The sequence below is a fragment of the Flavivirga amylovorans genome (assembly GCF_030540875.1).
GTDB classification, from domain to species: Bacteria; Bacteroidota; Bacteroidia; order Flavobacteriales; family Flavobacteriaceae; genus Flavivirga; species Flavivirga amylovorans.
Genome location: NZ_JAUOEM010000003.1, coordinates 234,744 through 254,567 on the forward strand (window position 1 = coordinate 234,744; position 19,824 = coordinate 254,567).

At 32.8% G+C, this 19,824-nt stretch carries 13 protein-coding genes and 1 other RNA gene; 9 read left to right on the forward strand and 5 right to left on the reverse strand.

Features of this window, described 5'->3' with window-relative positions:
- Positions 1–59: 59 nt before the first annotated feature.
- Positions 60–1,079: a cytochrome d ubiquinol oxidase subunit II gene (locus Q4Q39_RS09485; protein ID WP_303282194.1), complete on the reverse strand. Its 1,020-nt coding sequence runs from the start codon at positions 1,077–1,079 to the stop codon at positions 60–62.
- Positions 1,080–2,384: a cytochrome ubiquinol oxidase subunit I gene (locus tag Q4Q39_RS09490; RefSeq protein WP_303282195.1), complete on the reverse strand. Its 1,305-nt coding sequence runs from the start codon at positions 2,382–2,384 to the stop codon at positions 1,080–1,082. It abuts the gene before it with no gap.
- Positions 2,385–2,717: 333 nt separating this feature from the next.
- On the opposite strand from Q4Q39_RS09490, the gene Q4Q39_RS09495 reads away from it, so the two are divergent.
- The 4 genes from Q4Q39_RS09495 to Q4Q39_RS09510 all read left to right on the forward strand — a co-directional run bounded on the left by Q4Q39_RS09495 (position 2,718) and on the right by Q4Q39_RS09510 (position 10,334).
- Positions 2,718–5,552, forward strand: coding sequence for a M16 family metallopeptidase (locus Q4Q39_RS09495; RefSeq protein ID WP_303282196.1), 2,835 nt, complete (start codon positions 2,718–2,720; stop codon positions 5,550–5,552).
- Between the two features lie 162 nt (positions 5,553–5,714).
- Complete coding sequence (locus Q4Q39_RS09500; RefSeq protein ID WP_303282197.1) at positions 5,715–7,772, forward strand: protein-disulfide reductase DsbD family protein; 2,058 nt, start codon at positions 5,715–5,717, stop codon at positions 7,770–7,772.
- Positions 7,773–7,780: 8 nt separating this feature from the next.
- The gene (locus Q4Q39_RS09505; protein WP_303282198.1) at positions 7,781–8,782 is read left to right on the forward strand and encodes a TlpA family protein disulfide reductase; all 1,002 of its coding nucleotides are present in this window, start codon (positions 7,781–7,783) and stop codon (positions 8,780–8,782) included.
- Positions 8,783–8,825: 43 nt separating this feature from the next.
- Positions 8,826–10,334, forward strand: a complete 1,509-nt coding sequence (locus tag Q4Q39_RS09510) for an aminotransferase class V-fold PLP-dependent enzyme (protein ID WP_303282199.1) — start codon at positions 8,826–8,828, stop codon at positions 10,332–10,334.
- Positions 10,335–10,800: 466 nt separating this feature from the next.
- Here the strand turns inward: Q4Q39_RS09510 and Q4Q39_RS09515 are convergent, their stop codons facing one another.
- Both Q4Q39_RS09515 and Q4Q39_RS09520 read right to left on the reverse strand, forming a co-directional pair.
- Positions 10,801–11,232, reverse strand: coding sequence for a hypothetical protein (locus Q4Q39_RS09515; RefSeq protein WP_303282200.1), 432 nt, complete (start codon positions 11,230–11,232; stop codon positions 10,801–10,803).
- Between the two features lie 486 nt (positions 11,233–11,718).
- Entirely contained in the window at positions 11,719–12,636 is a 918-nt protein-coding gene (locus tag Q4Q39_RS09520) for a LysR family transcriptional regulator (RefSeq protein ID WP_303282201.1), read from the reverse strand.
- A gap of 79 nt (positions 12,637–12,715) precedes the next feature.
- Between Q4Q39_RS09520 and hutH the strand changes: the two genes are divergently transcribed.
- Genes hutH through hutI form a run of 3 tightly spaced genes read left to right on the forward strand, consistent with a single transcriptional unit; the run spans position 12,716 to position 17,456 of the window.
- Positions 12,716–14,209, forward strand: a complete 1,494-nt coding sequence (hutH, locus tag Q4Q39_RS09525) for a histidine ammonia-lyase (protein WP_303282202.1) — start codon at positions 12,716–12,718, stop codon at positions 14,207–14,209.
- An 8-nt stretch (positions 14,210–14,217) separates the two neighbouring features.
- Positions 14,218–16,215 (forward strand): urocanate hydratase, encoded by a 1,998-nt coding sequence (gene hutU, locus Q4Q39_RS09530; RefSeq protein WP_303282203.1) that lies wholly within the window; start codon positions 14,218–14,220, stop codon positions 16,213–16,215.
- Positions 16,215–17,456, forward strand: coding sequence for an imidazolonepropionase (gene hutI, locus Q4Q39_RS09535; protein ID WP_303282204.1), 1,242 nt, complete (start codon positions 16,215–16,217; stop codon positions 17,454–17,456). The genes hutU and hutI overlap by 1 nt, the downstream gene beginning before the upstream one ends.
- A 186-nt stretch (positions 17,457–17,642) precedes the next feature.
- Here hutI and Q4Q39_RS09540 read toward each other — a convergent pair whose 3' ends face one another.
- Positions 17,643–18,680, reverse strand: coding sequence for a glutaminyl-peptide cyclotransferase (locus Q4Q39_RS09540; protein WP_303282205.1), 1,038 nt, complete (start codon positions 18,678–18,680; stop codon positions 17,643–17,645).
- Between the two features lie 87 nt (positions 18,681–18,767).
- Between Q4Q39_RS09540 and ffs the strand changes: the two genes are divergently transcribed.
- Positions 18,768–18,866: signal recognition particle sRNA small type (ffs, locus tag Q4Q39_RS09545), an RNA gene on the forward strand.
- Between the two features lie 123 nt (positions 18,867–18,989).
- On the forward strand, positions 18,990–19,793 hold the full coding sequence (locus tag Q4Q39_RS09550) for an SDR family oxidoreductase (RefSeq protein ID WP_303282206.1): 804 nt from the start codon (positions 18,990–18,992) through the stop codon (positions 19,791–19,793).
- Positions 19,794–19,824: the final 31 nt, after the last annotated feature.

Below are 19,824 nucleotides of genomic sequence, written 5' to 3' on the forward strand. Positions count from 1 at the left end.
AATGAGTAAACACCTCTTTTGAGTGAGTAAGCAACCTTTTAAGAAAAGGAGTTGATCGTTTATTTTTCCAAAACCTTTATCATTTTAAAAGACTTAAAAAGGTGAAATAAACCAGGTAGAATTATGAGGCCCCCAATAATTAAAGACATGCCTAATACGTTAATAGCTTCATCTACTGCAGCAGTCTCTAGAATACTAATTTGGCTGTTAGAAGTGATAATTAGATTAGGGAAATGGGTTACTATGGCCGCTATCAAGATTAAAACGACTTGTAAACCAGCTAAAGAGCGGCTTATAATTTTTCGAGCCTGTTTAATACTTTTTAATAACGGGAAAATTAAAACAGCAGAAAGTAATACTAAACTAATAGTATATGGGTTTTTAAGAAACTCTGTAACAAAAACAATATTATAGATAAGACCATAACTTAAAACTATAAAACCTAATAGAATAACAGCTATAGTAGCATTTCTAGACTTTTTTACATAAATAGGTCTATCAGTCCCTTCAGCTTCTCCAATTAATAATATAGACGTTAAAAAAGTACATAAAGAAGCAAAAAACAATCCGATTAAAATTGAAAAACCATTAAACCAGGGCTTTATAAATAGCTCGTAAAATGTAAAACCTTCATAATCCTGAGTAATGATTAATTCACCAGATAACATACTTCCAGCTGTCATTCCTAGAAAAATAGGCGTTAAAAAGCTCGATATTCTAAACATCCAATCATATAAAATTTGAGATTTATCTTTATAGGCATCATAATGTCTAAAAACAAATGCAACACCACGCATGGTTATACCTAATAAAACTAAAGTTAAAGGAATGTGTAAATACACGGTAAGCACATTATAAAATTCTGGAAATCCAACCCATAGAATAACAACTAAAATGATAATCCATATATGGTTAGCCTCCCAAACAGGCCCCATAACACGATATACAGTCTTTTTTGTGATTTGTTGGCTCTTTTTTGTAGAAAATAATTCTACTATACCTGCACCAAAATCTGCTCCAGCCAATATAACGTACAGTAGTAACGAAATCATTAAAAATAATAAAACAACATATAACATTTAAGCAAGTTTTGAATTATTAAGTGATTTTATTTGTCGTATCATAAGCCAAGTGACGGCTACAGTTAATATGCTATAGAGTGTTACATACATATAAAAACTGTAAATCATACCAGGCATTGGAGTTACCGCATCTTTAGTTTTCATAATATTATGAATAATCCAAGGCTGCCTACCTACTTCGGTTACTATCCAGCCAGCTTCCAATGCAATAAAGCCCATGGGAGCAAGTAACGTGAATAATAACCAAAACTTAGTATTGTCCCACCAAGTTTTCTTTTTCAAACTAATAAAAAATAGCAGACCTATTACTAATAGTAACGTTCCAATGCCTACCATGGTTTGAAAAGCATAATGAACTATGGCAACATTAGGACGTACATCTTCAGGGAAATCATTTAGTCCTTTTACTTCAGCATCAAAATCACCAAAAGCCAGAAAAGACAAAGCCTTTGGTATTTCTATTTTATAAGACACTTCTTGTTTTTCAGCATCTACAATACCTCCAATATAAAGAGGGACTCCTTTTTTTGTTTCATAATGAGCTTCCATAGCTGCTAATTTAACAGGTTGTCTTTCTGCAATATCTTTTGCAGAAAGATCTCCGCTTATAGGTTGCAAAATAGCAGCAATAGCACCAAATGTAATGGCTATTTTAAATGCTTTTTTATGAAGGTCTGTTTGTCTTTTTTTATAAACTTGATAAGCGTGCACACCAGCTACAGCAAATCCTGTAGCAGTAAAAGCAGCTAAAACCATGTGTAAAGCTTGTGTAAACCATGCAGGATTCAATAAGGCCTTTATAGGATCAATATTTAAAAATTCACCATTGATATAGTCAAAACCAGAAGGCGCATTCATCCATCCGTTAGCAGAAACCACTAAAATACCAGAAGAGACACCAGCAATACCAACAATAACTCCAGTAAACCAATGGAATTTTTCGGGAATCTTTCCCCATCCATATAAATAAAACCCTAGGGCTATTGCTTCTACGAAGAAAGCAGCACCTTCTAAAGAAAAAGGCATCCCAATTATAGGGCCAGCATGTTTCATGAATTCAGGCCACAGTAGTCCTAATTCGAAAGATAATGCAGTGCCCGAAACAGCACCAATAACAAAAAATATGGCAACACCTTTTTGCCAGGACTTAGTGAGCTTTAAATAAATAGGATTTTTGGTGTTCAACCATTTTTTATGAGCAACAATCATAAAAAAAGGCATTACCATACCTATACAAGCGAATATAATGTGAAAGATAAGCGTAAATGCCATTTGCAATCTGGCAGCATCTAAATTATCCATAAGAAAGGATTTAAAATAGTATTGCAAAGGTACTTTATATAGGCTAATTTTAAGCGAAAATGGATCCATAATATTCCAATATTTTTAGATCCATTCAAGGGATAGTTTTTAACATAAAATATCGTAATATATTTTAATATTTATAACAGTCTAACAACAGTTTTTATGTTAAACTTTGTATAAATCCATTTTATAAGCCACCCTTTCTAAGTATTATTTGTTGATACAATTAAATATTAAGGAATAGTTAAAAATCAATTTTAACATTTTATTAATAGGGGAAAACAAGTTTAAGACCGTCCTTAAGAGTATATAATCAAAAAACAATTACTAATGATTAAACAACAAGTTAAAGTAATTACATTTTTACTTTTTACAGCAGGTATAACAGTTCATTTATTTGCACAGCAAAACGCAGTTAAAAATTTAGAATTAAATAGTCTATTACCTGTAGATCAAAGTATAAAAAAAGGCGTCCTTCCTAATGGGTTAACCTATTACCTTAAAAGTACAGACGTTACTAAAAATGTGGCCAGTTATTATATCATCCAAAATGTAGGATCTGTTCTGGAAAATGATGACCAACAAGGTTTAGCTCATTTTTTGGAGCACATGGCATTTAATGGGACTAAAAATTTTGAAGGAAAAGGCATTTTAAATACCATGCAAAAGCATGGGTTGGTTTTTGGAAAAGATATCAATGCTTATACGTCTTTTGATGAAACAGTATATAACATAAATAATATTCCAACGACACCAGAACTCATAGATACAGGTTTATTGGTGTTACACGATTGGTCGAATTATTTATTACTCACAGATGAAGAGATTGATGCAGAAAGAGGTGTTATTAAAGAAGAATGGCGTACTCGCCAAAGCGGAAATATGCGAATTCTTCAGAAAAACATAGGAACTATGTTCAATCACTCAAAGTATGCAAAACGCTTACCAATTGGGTTGATGGATATCGTTGATAATTTTGAATACAAAGCATTACGCGATTTTTATCATGATTGGTATAGAACCGATTTACAAGCTATTGCCATTGTTGGTGATATAGATGTTAATCAGGTGGAAGAAAAAATTAAGGCATTATTCTCGAAAATTCCAGCAGTTAAGAAAGCTAAAGAACGCTTTGTGGTTAATATACCAGAAAATGACGCCATGTTATATTCTATGGCTATGGATGAAGAAGTCACCACGTCTAATATAAGTTTTGGAATAAGACACCCAAAACCATTAAAAGAAGAAACAGTAGCTAACCTAAAAGAGTCCCTTTTAAATAACATGATAACAACTATGTTATCTGCAAGGATTACTGAACTTTCCAGAAAACCTGAAGCCACTTTTTTAGGCGCACGTATAGATTACGGAGGGCATTCTAGATCAACAAAAGCCTTTAATATTTCTGTATATCCAAAACCAAATCAGCAACACGCGGCATTTAAATCTGTTTTAACAGAAGTTAATAGAGCGGTGAAATTTGGTTTTGCTAAAGCAGAAATAGAACGAACTATTACAGATTTCACAAGCTATTACGAAAACCAGATTAGTCAAAAGGAAGATATGTCACATGGACGTATTGTTAAATTAATACAAGATGATTATTTAGATAATGTAGCTATTACAGATGTTGAAAAGGAATTTGAAATTGCTAAAACAATATTTAGCACATTAAAATCTGATGACATTCATTCAGCGCTTAAAAAATTATACACAGATAAAAACAGATATTTAACCCTAACAGGAGTAAACGGTAATAATAATTTAACGAAAGAAGATGCATTAAATATCATTAATGACGTAGAAAATGATGCCTCCATAGGAGCTTATACAGACGAATTTGGAGGAAAAACATTAATCTCTGGTTTAACAATAAACAAAGGAACGATTAATTCTGAAGAAGTTAATAAAACGTTAGGCTCTACAACATTTACTTTAAGTAATGGTATAAAGGTACATTATAAATATGCTAATAAAAATGCAAATGATGTAAAGCTAAGAGCTATAAGTAAAGGTGGTACATCTTTATTAAACGATACCGATTTACCTTCTGCAGATTTATTGGATAATGTTATACAATATTCTGGGTTAGGAGATTATTCTGCTACAGACTTACCAAAAGTATTAGCAGGTAAAACAGCCAGTGCTTCTATTAATATTTCTGGGTTATCAGAAAGTATTTCAGGGGCATCTGTAACAAAAGATACAGAAACGATGTTACAGATGGTATATCTTCGTTTCGTAAAACCTCGTTTTGATGAGAATGGATATAATGTCATTATGCAAAATGTGGAAAATTATAAAATAAGAAGAAAGGAGAATATTGCAGAAAAAATGAAGGATAGTATGACGGTTACTTTATATGGAGCTAATAATTCTAAGAGGCGTATATTCAATGATGATTTCATTAAAGACATTTCTTTTGATAAAATAAAGACGATCTATAATGATAGATTTGGTAATGCCGCAGATTTTGAATTTTTTATTGTAGGAGACATAGATAAAGACGCTTTAAAACCTCTATTAGAAAAATACATAGCTAGTATACCTACTAATGACACAAAAGAAAATTGGAAAGATAATTCTACGCCTTGGTTAAGTGGAAAAATAGATAAAGATATTTATCTAAAAATGGAAGACCCAAAAAGTTCTGTAAGGATTTCATATAAAAATGACTATGATTATAGTTTGAAAAATGCTTTAATAGCTCGTGCATTGGGTGATATGTTGGATTTAAGATATACTGAAACTTTAAGAGAAGAAGAAGGAGGAACTTATGGAGCTAGAACAAATGCTAGTTTGTCTAAACGACCTTTACAAAAGGCATCCGTCTCTGTTAATTTTGATTGTAATCCAGAAAAGGTAGAAACATTAATAGCGATTGTTCATGAAGAAATAAACAAAATGGCAGAAGGACATATTCTTCAACTAGATTTAGATAAAACATTAACAAACTATTTAAAAGAGAGAAAGCAGCAGAAAGATTATAATAGCTATGATATGAGGTTGTTAACACAGTTTTATCGTGAAGGATACAATATGAATGATTCAAAGAATTTTGAAGATATTGTTAATAATATTACAACAAAAGATATTCAAAAATTTGCCAAAACACTTTTAAAAGACGCAAAGTCTTATGAAATTGTATTCAAGCCTAAAGTTTAAAGTAAAAAAATATAAAATTAAAATAGATACATCTTTCTTAATACTTTTGTTTTAGTGTTAATTATATTCGAGTTAGTCCGTATATATAATATATGAAGAAAGATAACAAAAGGGTTGTTTATACAAATAACCCTTTTTAATAAAAAAACATAAAGTAATATTATGAGAAAATTTATTTTACTATTAGCCTTATTTTTTTTGACTGTAAGTCACTCTCAAGTTTTTGATCCCGTTAAATGGTCAACTTCAGTAGAGAAAATATCTGATACCGAATATAAATTAATTTCAAAGGCAAATATAGAATCTGGCTGGCATTTGTATTCTCAAGATGTTCCAGAAGGAGGGCCTATAGCAACAACATTTACTTTTAATGATGCGGGTGGTGCTTTTAAAGCTATCGGAAATACCATTGAAGAAGAGGGGCATACAGTTAATGACCCTATTTTTGAAATGGAAATTAAGTTTTTTGAGGATAAAGCAGCTTTTGAGCAAAAAATAAAAGTTTTAGGTGATAAAAAGACAGTGAATGCTACTGTAGAGTTTATGGTATGTGATGATACCAGATGCTTACCTCCCAAAGAGGTTGATTTGGTATTTAATTTACCCGCTATAACGAAGCCAGAACCAAAGGACGTTAAAGAAAAAACTGTAGTAAACGAAACCCCTTCAATTACAGAAGCAAATGAAGATACGCATGCTCCAAAACCTAAATTAAAAGAAGAGAAAGAAGAAACAGTTACCGAAAAAACGGAAAAAGCATCTTCAAAATCAGGATCAAAGAAAGGGCTCTGGACTATATTCTTTATTGCATTTTTATCTGGATTTGCAGCACTGCTAACACCATGTGTGTTTCCTATGATTCCAATGACGGTAAGTTTCTTTACTAAACAAAGTAAAAATAAAGCCGCAGGTATTAGAAATGCTATTATTTATGGTATTTCAATCATGGTTATTTATGTATTACTAGGCGTTATAGTTAGTCTAATTTTTGGGCCAGACGCTTTAAATGCGTTATCTACCAATGTTTGGTTTAATATTGCTTTTTTCTTACTACTAATAATATTTGCAGTATCCTTTTTGGGAGCATTTGAGATTATGCTTCCAAACTCTTGGGCAAACAAAGTAGATAGTCAGGCAGATAGAGGAGGCTTAGTTGGTATCTTCTTCATGGCTTTAGCCCTAGCTATAGTCTCTTTTTCTTGTACAGGGCCTATAGTAGGAACCTTACTGGTAGAAGCAGCGGCTGGAGGTAGTCAAATAGGTCCAATTGTTGGTATGTTAGGATTTTCGCTTGCTATTGCCTTACCTTTTGCATTGTTTGCAGCTTTCCCAGGTTGGTTAAATTCATTGCCAAAATCTGGAGGTTGGTTAAATACAGTAAAAGTCGTTTTAGGCTTTTTAGAATTAGCTTTAGCATTTAAATTCTTATCAAATGCCGATTTAGTATTACAATTGCATTGGTTAGAACGTGAAGTGTTTATAGCCATTTGGATTGCTATATTTGGAGGTTTGGCTTTATATCTTTTCGGAAAAATACAATTACCACATGACTCTCCATTAACCCACATTTCGGTAGGACGATTATGTCTTGGTTTGTTAACATTATCATTTACTATTTATATGATTCCAGGGCTTTGGGGAGCACCTTTAAACTTAATTAGTGCGTTTCCACCACCACAACATTATAGTGAATCTCCGTATGGTGTTGGCTTTGCTAAAACTAATTCAGGCACAGCTTCAGCAGATAATCATATAGATATTCCAGAAGGTGCTCATTTGATGCCACCTCATAACATTTTAGCTTTTAATGATTACGATAAAGGGCTTGCCTATGCTAAAAAAGTAGGCAAACCTGTCATGATTGATTTTACGGGACATGCTTGCGTTAATTGTAGAAAAATGGAACAAAACGTTTGGGTAAAACCCAAGGTGTTAGACATTCTTAAAAAAGATGTTGTTCTTATTTCTTTGTATGTAGACGACAAACGTAAGTTAGAAGCTTCTGAAGTTATTGATTCCAAACTACGCCCAGGCAAGAAATTAAAGTATATAGGTCAAAAATGGAGCGAATTACAAACGATTAAGTATAAAACTAATTCCCAACCATTTTATGTTCTTATGGATCATAATGAAGGAAACTTAATAGATCCTGTAGCTTATACTCCAGATGTTGACGAATATTATAAATGGTTAGAAAAAGGAATTTCAAATTTCAAATAAAATAAACAATGAAAAAACTATTATATATAGTATCTATTGCCCTATTATTAGGAGCTTGTAAACAAGAAGCACCTAAAGATTACGTGACCCTATCAGGGATAATAAAAAATCCTAATTCAGACTCTTTAATTGTTGCACAACGCAGTATTTTAAAAACGATCAAGGTTAATACTGATGGATCATTTTCTGATACACTTAAAGTTGAAACTGGATCTTACATTCTTTTTGATGGTAAAGAACGAACATCAGTTTACTTAAAAAATGGCTATGATTTAAATTTAAGCGTTGACGCAAAAGAGTTTGATGAGACCATTACATACAATGGTATTGGTTCAGAAGCTAATAACTATTTAGCAAAAAAAGCACTTCTTGAGGAGGGTTTAATAAACTATGAAGCATTAATGACTTCAGATAAATCAAGCTTTGATAAACAACTTAATGCTGCTAAAAATGAGTTTAAATTACTACTGGATGCTACCAAAGGCTTAGATTCTGCATTTATTGCTAGTGAAGAAAAAGAGTCTGAAATGATGACAAAGCAGCTGGCATCCATGTTTGATGGAAAACAAGCTATATTAGCCATGAAAGGTAAAGAATCACCCAAATTTACAGATTATGAAAACTATGCAGGCGGGTTAACATCATTAGATGATTTAAAAGGGAAATATGTATATATAGACATGTGGGCAACTTGGTGCGGACCTTGCAAAAAGGAAATTCCATTTCTTAAAGAAGTTGAAAAAGCTTACCACGGAAAACCAATTGAATTTGTTAGTATTTCAATTGATCGACAAAATGCTTACGATACATGGAGAAGTATGGTTAAAGAAAAAGAATTGTCAGGTATTCAGTTATTTGCAAAAGAAGACAAAACATTTGCTGATGCGTATAAAATTACAGGGATTCCAAGATTTATTTTGATTGATCCCCAAGGAAATGTTATTGATGCTGATGCACCAAGACCTTCTGATGAAGAATTAAAAAGTTTATTTAATGAACTTAATATCTAATAAATTTCATAGCTTAAATGATAGTTTTAACTAATTGGAACAAATGAATTTTGATAGTATTTTTAAATCAAAGCCGAAAGAAGTGTGTAATCTAGAAGTTTATTTTGACAGTTTTCGAAAAAATATTGTAGGTATTGATCAATATTTTGAATCACCATATGGCAGAAAAAAAGTGATTTACGCCGATTGGACTGCAAGCGGTAGGCTATATAGACCTATTGAAGAAAAAATACTAAACGAAATAGGGCCTTTTGTAGCGAATACCCATACAGAAACATCTATTACTGGCTCCGCTATGACCCTAGCGTATCATGATGCCAGAAATATTATTAAAAAGCATGTAAATGCGTCAAAAGAAGATGTGCTTATAACCGTTGGAACAGGTATGACAGGTGCCATTAATAAGTTTCAACGTATTTTAGGATTAAAATTAAACGAGAACCTTAAAGACCATACTGTAGTACCAGAAGCTTTAAGACCTATCATTTTTGTGTCGCATATGGAGCATCATTCTAACCAAACATCTTGGTTAGAAACGATTGCACGCGTTGAGGTGATCCCTTCAAATGAAGCAGGTTTACCATGTGCCAAAAATTTGGAAAAGCTAATTGCTAAATATAAAGATTGTCCTATAAAAATTGCTGCTATTACCGGATGTTCTAATGTAACTGGTATTAGAACCAATTACCATGAAGTTGCAAAAATTATGCACCAGAATAATGGCTTGTGTTTTGTGGATTTTGCATGTTCAGCACCTTATATCGATATTGATATGCATCCAGAAGATGAAGACATGTATTTAGATGCTATTACATTTTCTCCTCACAAATTTTTAGGAGGACCAGGAGCTTCAGGCGTATTAATTTTTAATAAGAAATTATATAAAAATTTAGTACCAGACAATCCAGGAGGTGGTACCGTATCTTATACAAACCCATGGGGTGATCATGATTATATAGACGATATTGAAACCCGGGAAGACGGTGGAACACCAGGATTTTTACAAGCTATAAAAATTGCATTATCCATTCAACTTAAAGAGAAAATGGGAGTACAAAATATTCTGGATAGAGAACATGAGTTGAATGCTATCATTTTTGAAAAACTGAGAGCCATAGAAAATCTAACCATACTGGCACCAGAGCATACAGATAGGCTAGGGGTGTTCTCTTTTTATATTGAAGACGCACATTACAATTTAATTGTTAAACTATTAAATGACCGTTTTGGGGTACAAACCAGAGGTGGCTGCTCTTGTGCAGGAACTTACGGGCATTATTTATTAAATGTGGACGAACCAACATCTAAGTCTATAGAACAAAAGATATTAGAAGGTTGTTTGATAGAACGTCCAGGTTGGATAAGAATGTCTATTCATCCTACAATGACTAATGAAGACATCCACTTTATTTGTGATGCTATTAAAGAGGTTGCTGAGTATTATGAAGTTTGGGGAAAAGATTATGAATACAACGCTATAAAGAATGAATATGTTCATAAGAGTAATAAATCTATTGAAAAAGAGATTACTCAAAATTGGTTTAAATTATAAATGGTTTTATTCATTAAGCGATCAGCAAAGTCTCTCAATAAGACTAGAATTAACTTATCATTTTCAAAACCTTTACGATTTTTTTATATGCTACGCTCATTTGAGCTTCGACTGTTTTTATAGAAACCCCCAAGGTTTCGGTTATATCTTTATGTTTCCCCATTTATCTTTTTTAAAGTCATGGCGACAAAAAATGCAAAAAAAGAATATTTTGACCTAGTGCTTCCTAAAATTAAAGAAATGATGCTCGCAAGATCAGATTATGCGCTATCTCAATTTATGTATGGATACTTTCTCTATAAATTAGATCGATAGGAAGGAAGAAGCACAAGCACAATTCTAAAGGATAAAGCATTGATCCTTGATTTTGTTAAAGAGGTGGTACCAAGAAAACTCACTTGATGATTTTTTATTTCAAGTGAGTTTAATAAATATTTAGAATTATTCAAACAATATAGAGTTATTATTAATTACATGGTACTGGATGGAAACCACAATAAAGTATGTTGCAATCAAAAAATACTGCTGTACCTTGAAAATTACAACAAAAATGACAGCCACTTTCGCACAGAGAGCAATTAGGGTTCAAACTATTATATACAGACATGCAAGCTTCTGAAATTAATGCTACAGATTCCTCGTGATTCATATCTTTAAGTTGAGGGTACTTTTTTAGCAAAATTTCACCAATAAATTCATCTAAAGCCTTACCCCGGTCATAAGGGTCGTCTATATTCTGACTCGAATCTTTTATAAATTTTTGAAGATCAACATCAGTAATCAGAGTTTCTAGTGTGATAGGGTTTTCAAGTGATAAAGATTGTACTTTAATAGGTGTAATTAAAACTAACCCTACAATTAATAAAATAAGATTTGTTCTTAAAGTTTTTGTTTTCATAATAAAAGATTTAAAAGTTAACAACCTACTCTATTTTACAGGTTTTCGGTCTTAGCCCTGACTGCAGTTATTGTGAAGATAAGAAATGAAATTTGCTTTTTAGGGATTAAAACTTGCCCAAGAGGGATAATTTTGTAGCATATAGGAATATAAATACTTGTTTGGGTTACTTAAGTATGTTATTGCCTAATAAATATTTTGTTTAGGCTATAGGTTACTTAACAACTGCATAAGTGGTAGTATAGATTAATAATAAAACCACAGATTTAATGAGATTTTTAAATAACAATATTTTAACAGGGACTCTAGTTTAATAGGAAACCTAGGAGATATAGAAAATATAAAAAAGTATACCACAAAATATGGAAAAACATGTACAAATTATTGAAGATGGTGGGAGTTAGGTGTTTATAAAAAGAATTAGTCGTTCAGAGAAAATATGTTGTACCATGATAAAAAAGAGAAGCCACGTACTTCTCTTTTTATTTAAACATCTGTCTCTAAACTAACTTTATTCGATAGTCCTGAAACAAAATCAAAAACACGATTCAAAATAGGATTTCTGTTATTCTTGTTCCAAACTATTGAAAGCGTCGTTTTTTGTTTTATTTTAGTTAATTCAATGAATTTTAGATTTTTATTGTTAATATCAGTTAATGATTTAGGAACCATAGAAATCCCAAAATTATTCTCCACAAGCTTATATATAGAACTTGCATGAATGGTATTATGAGAAACGATAGGAGAAAAGCCACTGTCATCGAAAATTTGCATCACTTTTTCAAAATAGGTAGCACTATATTTTGGATCGAATAAGATAAATGATGCTTCTTTTAACTGATGTAAGCCTTTAAAGTTTTCTTTATTAAGCGTATGATTATTTGGTAATACTAGACAAAAATTTTCTTTTAAAATAGGTTTGATTTCCAATTCTTTAGGCACTCTGTCCAAACGCACAAAACCTAAATCAATATCAAACGAAAGCAACTCTTCTATTTGTTTATGATTTCCCATTTCTTTTAAATTGAAAAGCGCATTAGGATGCTCTTCCTTAAATGCTACTAATAAATGGGGAATTATTTCTTGCATGGCAGACCCAACATAGCCAAATTTTAAATCGCCTTTTTTACCATCATTCAATAATTTGGCATGATAAAAAGTGTGCTCCAGACTTTTTAAGTTTAACGCTAATTCTTCTTTAAGGTATTCACCAGCCTTAGTGAGTATGACTTTTCTATTATGTCTTTCAAATAAAAGAACTCCTAGATCATTTTCCATTTGTTTAATTTGCCTACTCAATCCTGGCTGAGAAATAAATAGACGTTCCGCAGCTTTTCTGAAATGTAAATCTTTAGCAACTGCTAAAAAATACTTGATATGTCTTAACTCTATTTGATAACTCATAGTTATTATTATAAGACTTAAATGATATTGTTGGTTATCAAATTTAAAAATAACTTTGTTATTCACCAATTTTTATAGCATGTCATTCAAATACGGTATAGATAATTTAACAGTTAATAAGGTATTAGCTATTTCTAAGGGCGAATTAAACGCTGTTATTACTGATAAAGCAAAGGAACAAGTAATAGCATGCAGAAAAAAGGTTGAAACCATGGCTGCTGGTAATAAAGCAGTATATGGCATTAATACTGGATTTGGACCATTATGTGATGTTCAAATCACATCGGAAGAAACTAATAAATTACAAGAAAACCTGTTGATTACCCATGCCGTTGGCGTAGGAACTCCTATAGATAAAGAACTTTCGAAAATCATGATGATTTGTAAGGTTCATGCTTTATGCAGAGGGTATTCTGGAGTCCGACTAGAATTAATTGAACGCATGTTATATTTCATTGAAAATGATTTATTGCCTGTAGTGCCTAAGCAAGGTTCGGTTGGAGCATCAGGAGACTTAGCACCTTTGTCACATTTATTTTTGCCATTAATAGGAGAAGGCGAGTTTTGGATAGGAGATAACATTGAACAGGCTAAAATTGGATTAGATAAACATCAATTAGCACCTTTAGCGCTGCAAGCTAAAGAAGGTTTAGGCTTAATAAACGGCACACAATTTATTTTAGCCCATGCTATTATTGGTTTGAATAAAATGGCATATTTATTAGATTTGGCAGATGTAGCTGGTGCGATGAGTATTGAAGGGTATCAAGGTAGTTCGTCTCCGTTTAGAGATGAATTGCATAAAATACGTCCTTTTAAAGGTACTATTGAAGTGGCCGAAAGAATGTTTATGCTGCTTTATAAGTCACAGAATGTAGACTCGCATGAAAATTGTGAACGCGTTCAAGACCCTTATTCGATGCGTTGCATTCCTCAGGTACACGGCGCTTCCAGAAATGCCTATTACCATTTAAAGGAATTAGCAGAAATTGAAATGAATTCTGTAACCGATAATCCTATTATTTTAAGTGACACGGAAGCTATTTCCGGAGGAAACTTTCACGGACAACCTCTAGCCATGGCATTAGATTATGCTTCAATAGCCGCATCGGAATTAGGGAATATTTCAGATAGGAGATGTTATTTATTAATAGAAGGTAAGTTTGGCTTACCACGTTTATTAACTACAGGAGGCGGATTAAATTCTGGATTTATGATTCCACAGTATACAACAGCAGCTTTAGTAACAGAAAATAAATCATTATGCTTTCCGCCATCAGCAGATAGTATTCCAACATCCTTGGGACAAGAAGACCATGTGTCTATGGGAAGTATTTCTGGCCGAAAATTCAATCAGATATTAGGGAATATTGACAAAATATTAGCTATAGAATTAATGTATGCTGCACAAGCTTTAGAATTTAGACGACCGAACACGTTTTCGGATATCATTGAAGAAAATTTTAAAATTATTAGAGAACGTGTCCCGAAATTAGAAGATGACAGAATTTTAAAAGACGATATTAATGCTGTGATTCAATTAGTTAAAAACCAAGCTTTCAATTTAAAGTAGACAAATAGATGACGTTTCAAGATCAAATATTGCAAGGAATTCCTCATGTTTTACCTGCTAAAAGAGCATATCCTTTGGATGCAAATAGAGCGCCAAAACGAAAAGATATTTTATCGGTAGAAGAAAAGCAATTAGCTGTTAGAAATGCATTGCGTTATTTTCCAAAAGATTGGCATCAGGAACTTGCAGTTGAATTTGCTGAAGAGTTGAAAGAATATGGCAGAATTTATATGTATAGATTCAAACCAGATTACGATATATACGCCAGATCAATTTCAGAATACCCAGCTAAATCATCGCAGACTGCGGCTATCATGCTCATGATCCAAAATAATCTAGACCCTGCGGTAGCACAGCATCCAGAGGAATTAATAACCTATGGAGGCAATGGTGCTGTATTTCAAAATTGGGCACAATATCTTTTAGTGATGCAGTATTTAGCAGTCATGACAGATGAGCAAACCTTGCATATGTATTCTGGTCACCCTATGGGATTATTTCCTTCTTCTAAAAATGCACCGAGAGTGATTGTAACGAATGGTATGATGATCCCTAATTATTCACAACCAGATGATTGGGAAAAATTCAATGCCTTAGGTGTCACGCAATACGGGCAGATGACGGCAGGTTCATTTATGTACATAGGGCCTCAAGGGATTGTTCATGGCACTACAATTACAGTTATGAATGCGTTTCGTAAAATTTTACCAAAAGGGCAAGATTCAAAAGGAAAAATATTTTTGACTGCAGGATTAGGAGGTATGAGTGGCGCACAGCCAAAAGCGGGAAATATAGCAGGTTGTATTACTGTTTGTGCAGAAGTGAATCCAAAAGCAGCTACAAAGCGTTATGAGCAAGGATGGGTAGATGTATTAATTGACAATATAGAAGACTTAATTAGTAGAGTTCAAGAAGCACAAGTCAATAAAGAGGTTGTTTCTATAGCATTTATAGGAAATGTGGTAGAGGTGTGGGAGCGATTTGATGAAGACAATATTTTTATTCATGTAGGATCAGATCAAACATCGTTGCACATTCCTTGGACGGGTGGTTACTATCCTGTTGATGTTTCATACGAAGAATCAAATCGATTAATTCGTGAAGAACCAGAAGTATTCAAAGAGAAAGTGCAGGCAACATTACGTAGACATGCTTTAGCAATAAATAATCATGCTAAGAAAGGAACTTATTTTTTCGATTATGGGAATGCGTTTTTATTAGAATCCTCTAGAGCAGGAGCCGATGTGATGGCGGAAAATGGTATTGATTTTAAGTATCCATCCTATGTTCAGGATATTTTAGGGCCTATGTGCTTTGATTATGGTTTCGGACCTTTTCGTTGGGTTTGTACTTCTGGAAAATCAGAAGACCTAGACAAGACAGACACTATCGCTGCAACTGTTTTGCAAAACATCATGGAAAAGGCACCTGAGGAAATTCAGTTGCAAATGCAAGACAATATTACTTGGATTAAAAATGCGAAAAGAAATAAGATGGTTGTAGGCTCTCAAGCACGCATCTTATATGCAGATGCAGAAGGGCGTTCTAAGATAGCAGAAGCATTTAATAATGCTATTGAAGCGGGAGAAATTGGGCCAGTGGTTTTAGGAAGAGATCATCATGATGTAAGCGGAACAGATTCACCTTTTAGAGAGACCTCTAATATTTATGATGGTAGTAAATTTACAGCGGATATGGCTATTCATAATGTTATAGGTGATAGTTTTAGAGGCGCCACATGGGTATCTATACACAATGGTGGAGGCGTAGGCTGGGGAGAGGTGATGAACGGCGGGTTCGGGATGTTGTTAGATGGTACACCAGAAGCGGAAGCACGTTTAAAAAGCATGTTGTTTTACGATGTAAATAATGGAATTGCTCGTAGAAGCTGGGCTCGAAATAATGAAGCTATCTTTGCAATAAAGCGAGAAATGGAAAGAACACCCAATTTAAAAGTAACAATCCCTAATTTAGTTGCGGATAACATACTTAACAATTTATTTTAATGGCTACATTATTCAAAAATATAAAAGAACTCATCCAAGTTCGTACAGAACCCATTCCTTTTGTAGCTGGAAAAGCTATGAGTGAGTTACCTACCATAAAAAATGCTTTTTTGGTTGTAGAGAATGGGTTGATTTTAGATTTCGGAACTATGGCAAGTTGCCCAAAAGCAGCATTTTCTGAAGTTATTGATGCTACTGGAAAAATGATATTACCATCTTGGTGTGATTCTCATACGCATATTGTCTATGCAGGAAACCGTGAAGGTGAATTTGTAGACCGAATAAAAGGATTATCTTATGAAGACATTGCGGCTAATGGTGGTGGGATATTGAACTCAGCTAAAAAATTACAAGACACTTCGGAAGAAGAATTATACCAACAAAGTAAGGAACGTTTAGAAGACGTTATTAAATTAGGTACAGGAGCTATTGAGATTAAATCCGGGTATGGTCTCACTACTGAAGCTGAATTAAAAATGTTACGTGTTATTAAGCGTTTAAAAGAGAATTATCCTATTGAAGTTAAAGCTACTTTTTTAGGCGCACATGCTGTGCCTACAGAATACAAAGGAAATAAAGACGCCTATTTAAAATTATTAGTAGAAGATACACTTCCAAAAATAGCTAAAGAAAATCTAGCAGAATACATCGATGTTTTTTGTGAAACAGGTTACTTTTCTGTGGCAGATGCAGAATTGATTTTAAAAGAAGGAAAAAAATATGGATTGATACCAAAAATTCATGTGAATCAATTTACAGCAATAGGAGGTATTCAGGCGGGAGTCAATCATAATGCTTTATCTGTAGATCATTTAGAAGTGATGCGTGATGAAGATATTGAAGCTCTTAAAAGCACGGATACCATGCCTGTGTCTTTGCCAAGTTGCTCTTATTTCTTAAGTATCCCATATACGCCAGCTCGTAACATGATTGATGCTGGTTTACCATTAGCATTAGCAACTGATTATAACCCAGGTTCAACACCATCAGGAAATATGAATTTTGTAGTGGCTACTGCTTGTATAAAAATGAAGATGACGCCAGAAGAGGCTATCAATGCAGCTACTTTAAATGGCGCTTATGCTATGGGGTTAGAGGGAAAAGTTGGATCTATAACTAAAGGAAAACAAGCTAATTTAATACTTACTAAACCAATCAATTCTTACGGGTTTATTCTATATTCGTTCGGTGCTAATCAGATTGAAAAAGTCTATTTGAAAGGGAAAGAAATTAGTATTTAGTACAATGAATTGTTTGTCATTTTTTATGTGATTTCCCACATTCGTTCGAAATGAATGACTCGGAACGTAATTAAGTTTAGTGGTCAATGTCGACAGTAGGAGACATCGTATTGTGAATTTTGACAAAACGAAGGTGTCATTTATTAATGTCTCAGTCGTTCCTCATTTGACATGATGACTAGTGAACTACTTCTCAATAACTTCTACTTCAAATAATTTATCCCAGTATTTACCCGTTACAAAAATGGTATTCCTTTTTGGGTTATAAGCGATGCCATTAAGGACATCTAATTTTTCATGTTGAGTAACCAATTTTTTAAGAGGAGAAAAGTTAATAACACCCGTAACAGCTCCATTTTTTGGGTTAATAATAGCTACACCATCTTTTTGATAGCGATTAGTATATATTTTTCCGTTGATCCATTCCATTTCATTGATACCTACAATTTTTCCTTTGTTAGTATATACTTGAATGTATGATTCTTCAACTAAAGTTTCAGAATTTAGTAACCATATTTTTTCTGTACCATCACTTTTATAAATAATATTTTCGTTGTTACATAATCCCCAACCTTCTTTGCTATTTCCGTATTTGAAGCTACTTATTTTATCAAACGAATTTACATCGTAAACAAAACCAGTACCTTCTTTCCATGTTAATTGATATATTTTATCATTTAAAATAGTTAGTCCTTCACCAAAATATTCATCTGCCAAATCAATGTTTTTAATAATTTTACCCGTTTTATAATCAATTTTTCTAAGCTTAGATTTTTTATATCGCCCCGTACTTTCATATAATGTATCATTAAAGAATTCAATTCCTTGCGTGTAAGAAGAGATATCGTGCGGGTATTCATTAATAATTTTGTAGCTATAAATTTTTGGTGGCGTATCATTTAATATAGTGACAGTTGAACTAACTGTTTCTTTTTCGTTACCATTAAAATACACTATAGATTCAATAGTCTGTTTTCCTAACTTAAAATTAGCCAGTTGAATAGTTTCATTAACCTTAATTCCATCGAGAGTATAAGAAACAGAATCTATAATATGCTTTTTTTTGTTTTCTAAAGACAGAGATAAGCTCTTATTATTAGAAATATCACCTTTAATAGCATTTGTTTTTATAGAAAATGCGCTTTTATTTTTACCAGAATTTGGACCACAAGATAGAATTAACCCTCCTAAAAATATGATTAATAGATACTTGAATATTTTCATTACTAAATTTTAATTTGAAGCAAGATATTTATTTAAAATCAGTTTAAAAAATCATTGTGAAAATTTTAAAAGATTGTATCTTTGCATCGGCAAGTCCTACACAACCAGCTCCTGTTGAATCCTCCAGGTCGGGAACGAAGCAAAGGTATACGGTCGTAGCGGTGTGATGTAGGTAGCTTGCCTTTTTTTGTACAATAAACTTAAATCTTGAAAGCTTTAGCGACTCAAGATTTTTTAGTTTAATGTATACCTATGAAGATGGTAATCTTTTAATTTTAATTGTATTTTTGATACTTTAATTATTTAAAAATGTCTAAAGTTGTTTTAATAACAGGAGCTTCCTCTGGAATCGGAAAGTGTATTGGAGAATACCTAATCCAAAAAGACTTTATTGTGTATGGAACCAGTAGGAATCCTGATAAATATAAAGATAGTAAGTTTCCAATTTTAGCATTAAATGTTAAAGAGAACAACACCATACTAAAAACAGTGAATACTGTTATTGAAAAAGAAGGACGATTGGACGTTGTCATAAATAATGCAGGGGCTGGTATAACTGGGCCCATTGAAGAAACACCAGAAGTGGAAATTAAGAACAATTTTGAGACAAATTTTTTTGGTCCCATTAATGTTATTAAAGCTGTACTGCCGCAAATGCGCGAGCAACAATCTGGTTTAATTATAAACATAACATCAATCGCTGGCTATATGGGATTACCTTATCGAGGTATTTATAGTGCAAGCAAAGGAGCTTTAGAACTTTTAACTGAAGCTTTTAGAATGGAACTTAAAGGGTTTAATATTAAAATGACTAATGTTGCCCCTGGTGATTTTGCTACAAACATTGCTGCAGGGCGTTATCATGCACCACTTCTTGAAACATCTCCATACCTAAAACCATATGGGGATACATTAAATTTAATGGACGAACACGTAGATAACGGAAGTAATCCAAATGTAATGGCTCAGGCTATATATAAAATTATAAATACCAGCGATCCTAAAGTACATTACAAAATAGGGGAGTTCATGCAAAAATTCTCAATTGTTTTAAAACGAATATTACCAGACAAGGTTTATGAAAAGCTATTAATGAGCCATTATAAATTATAAAGTGTTTTTTCGGCATATTATTTGATAAATA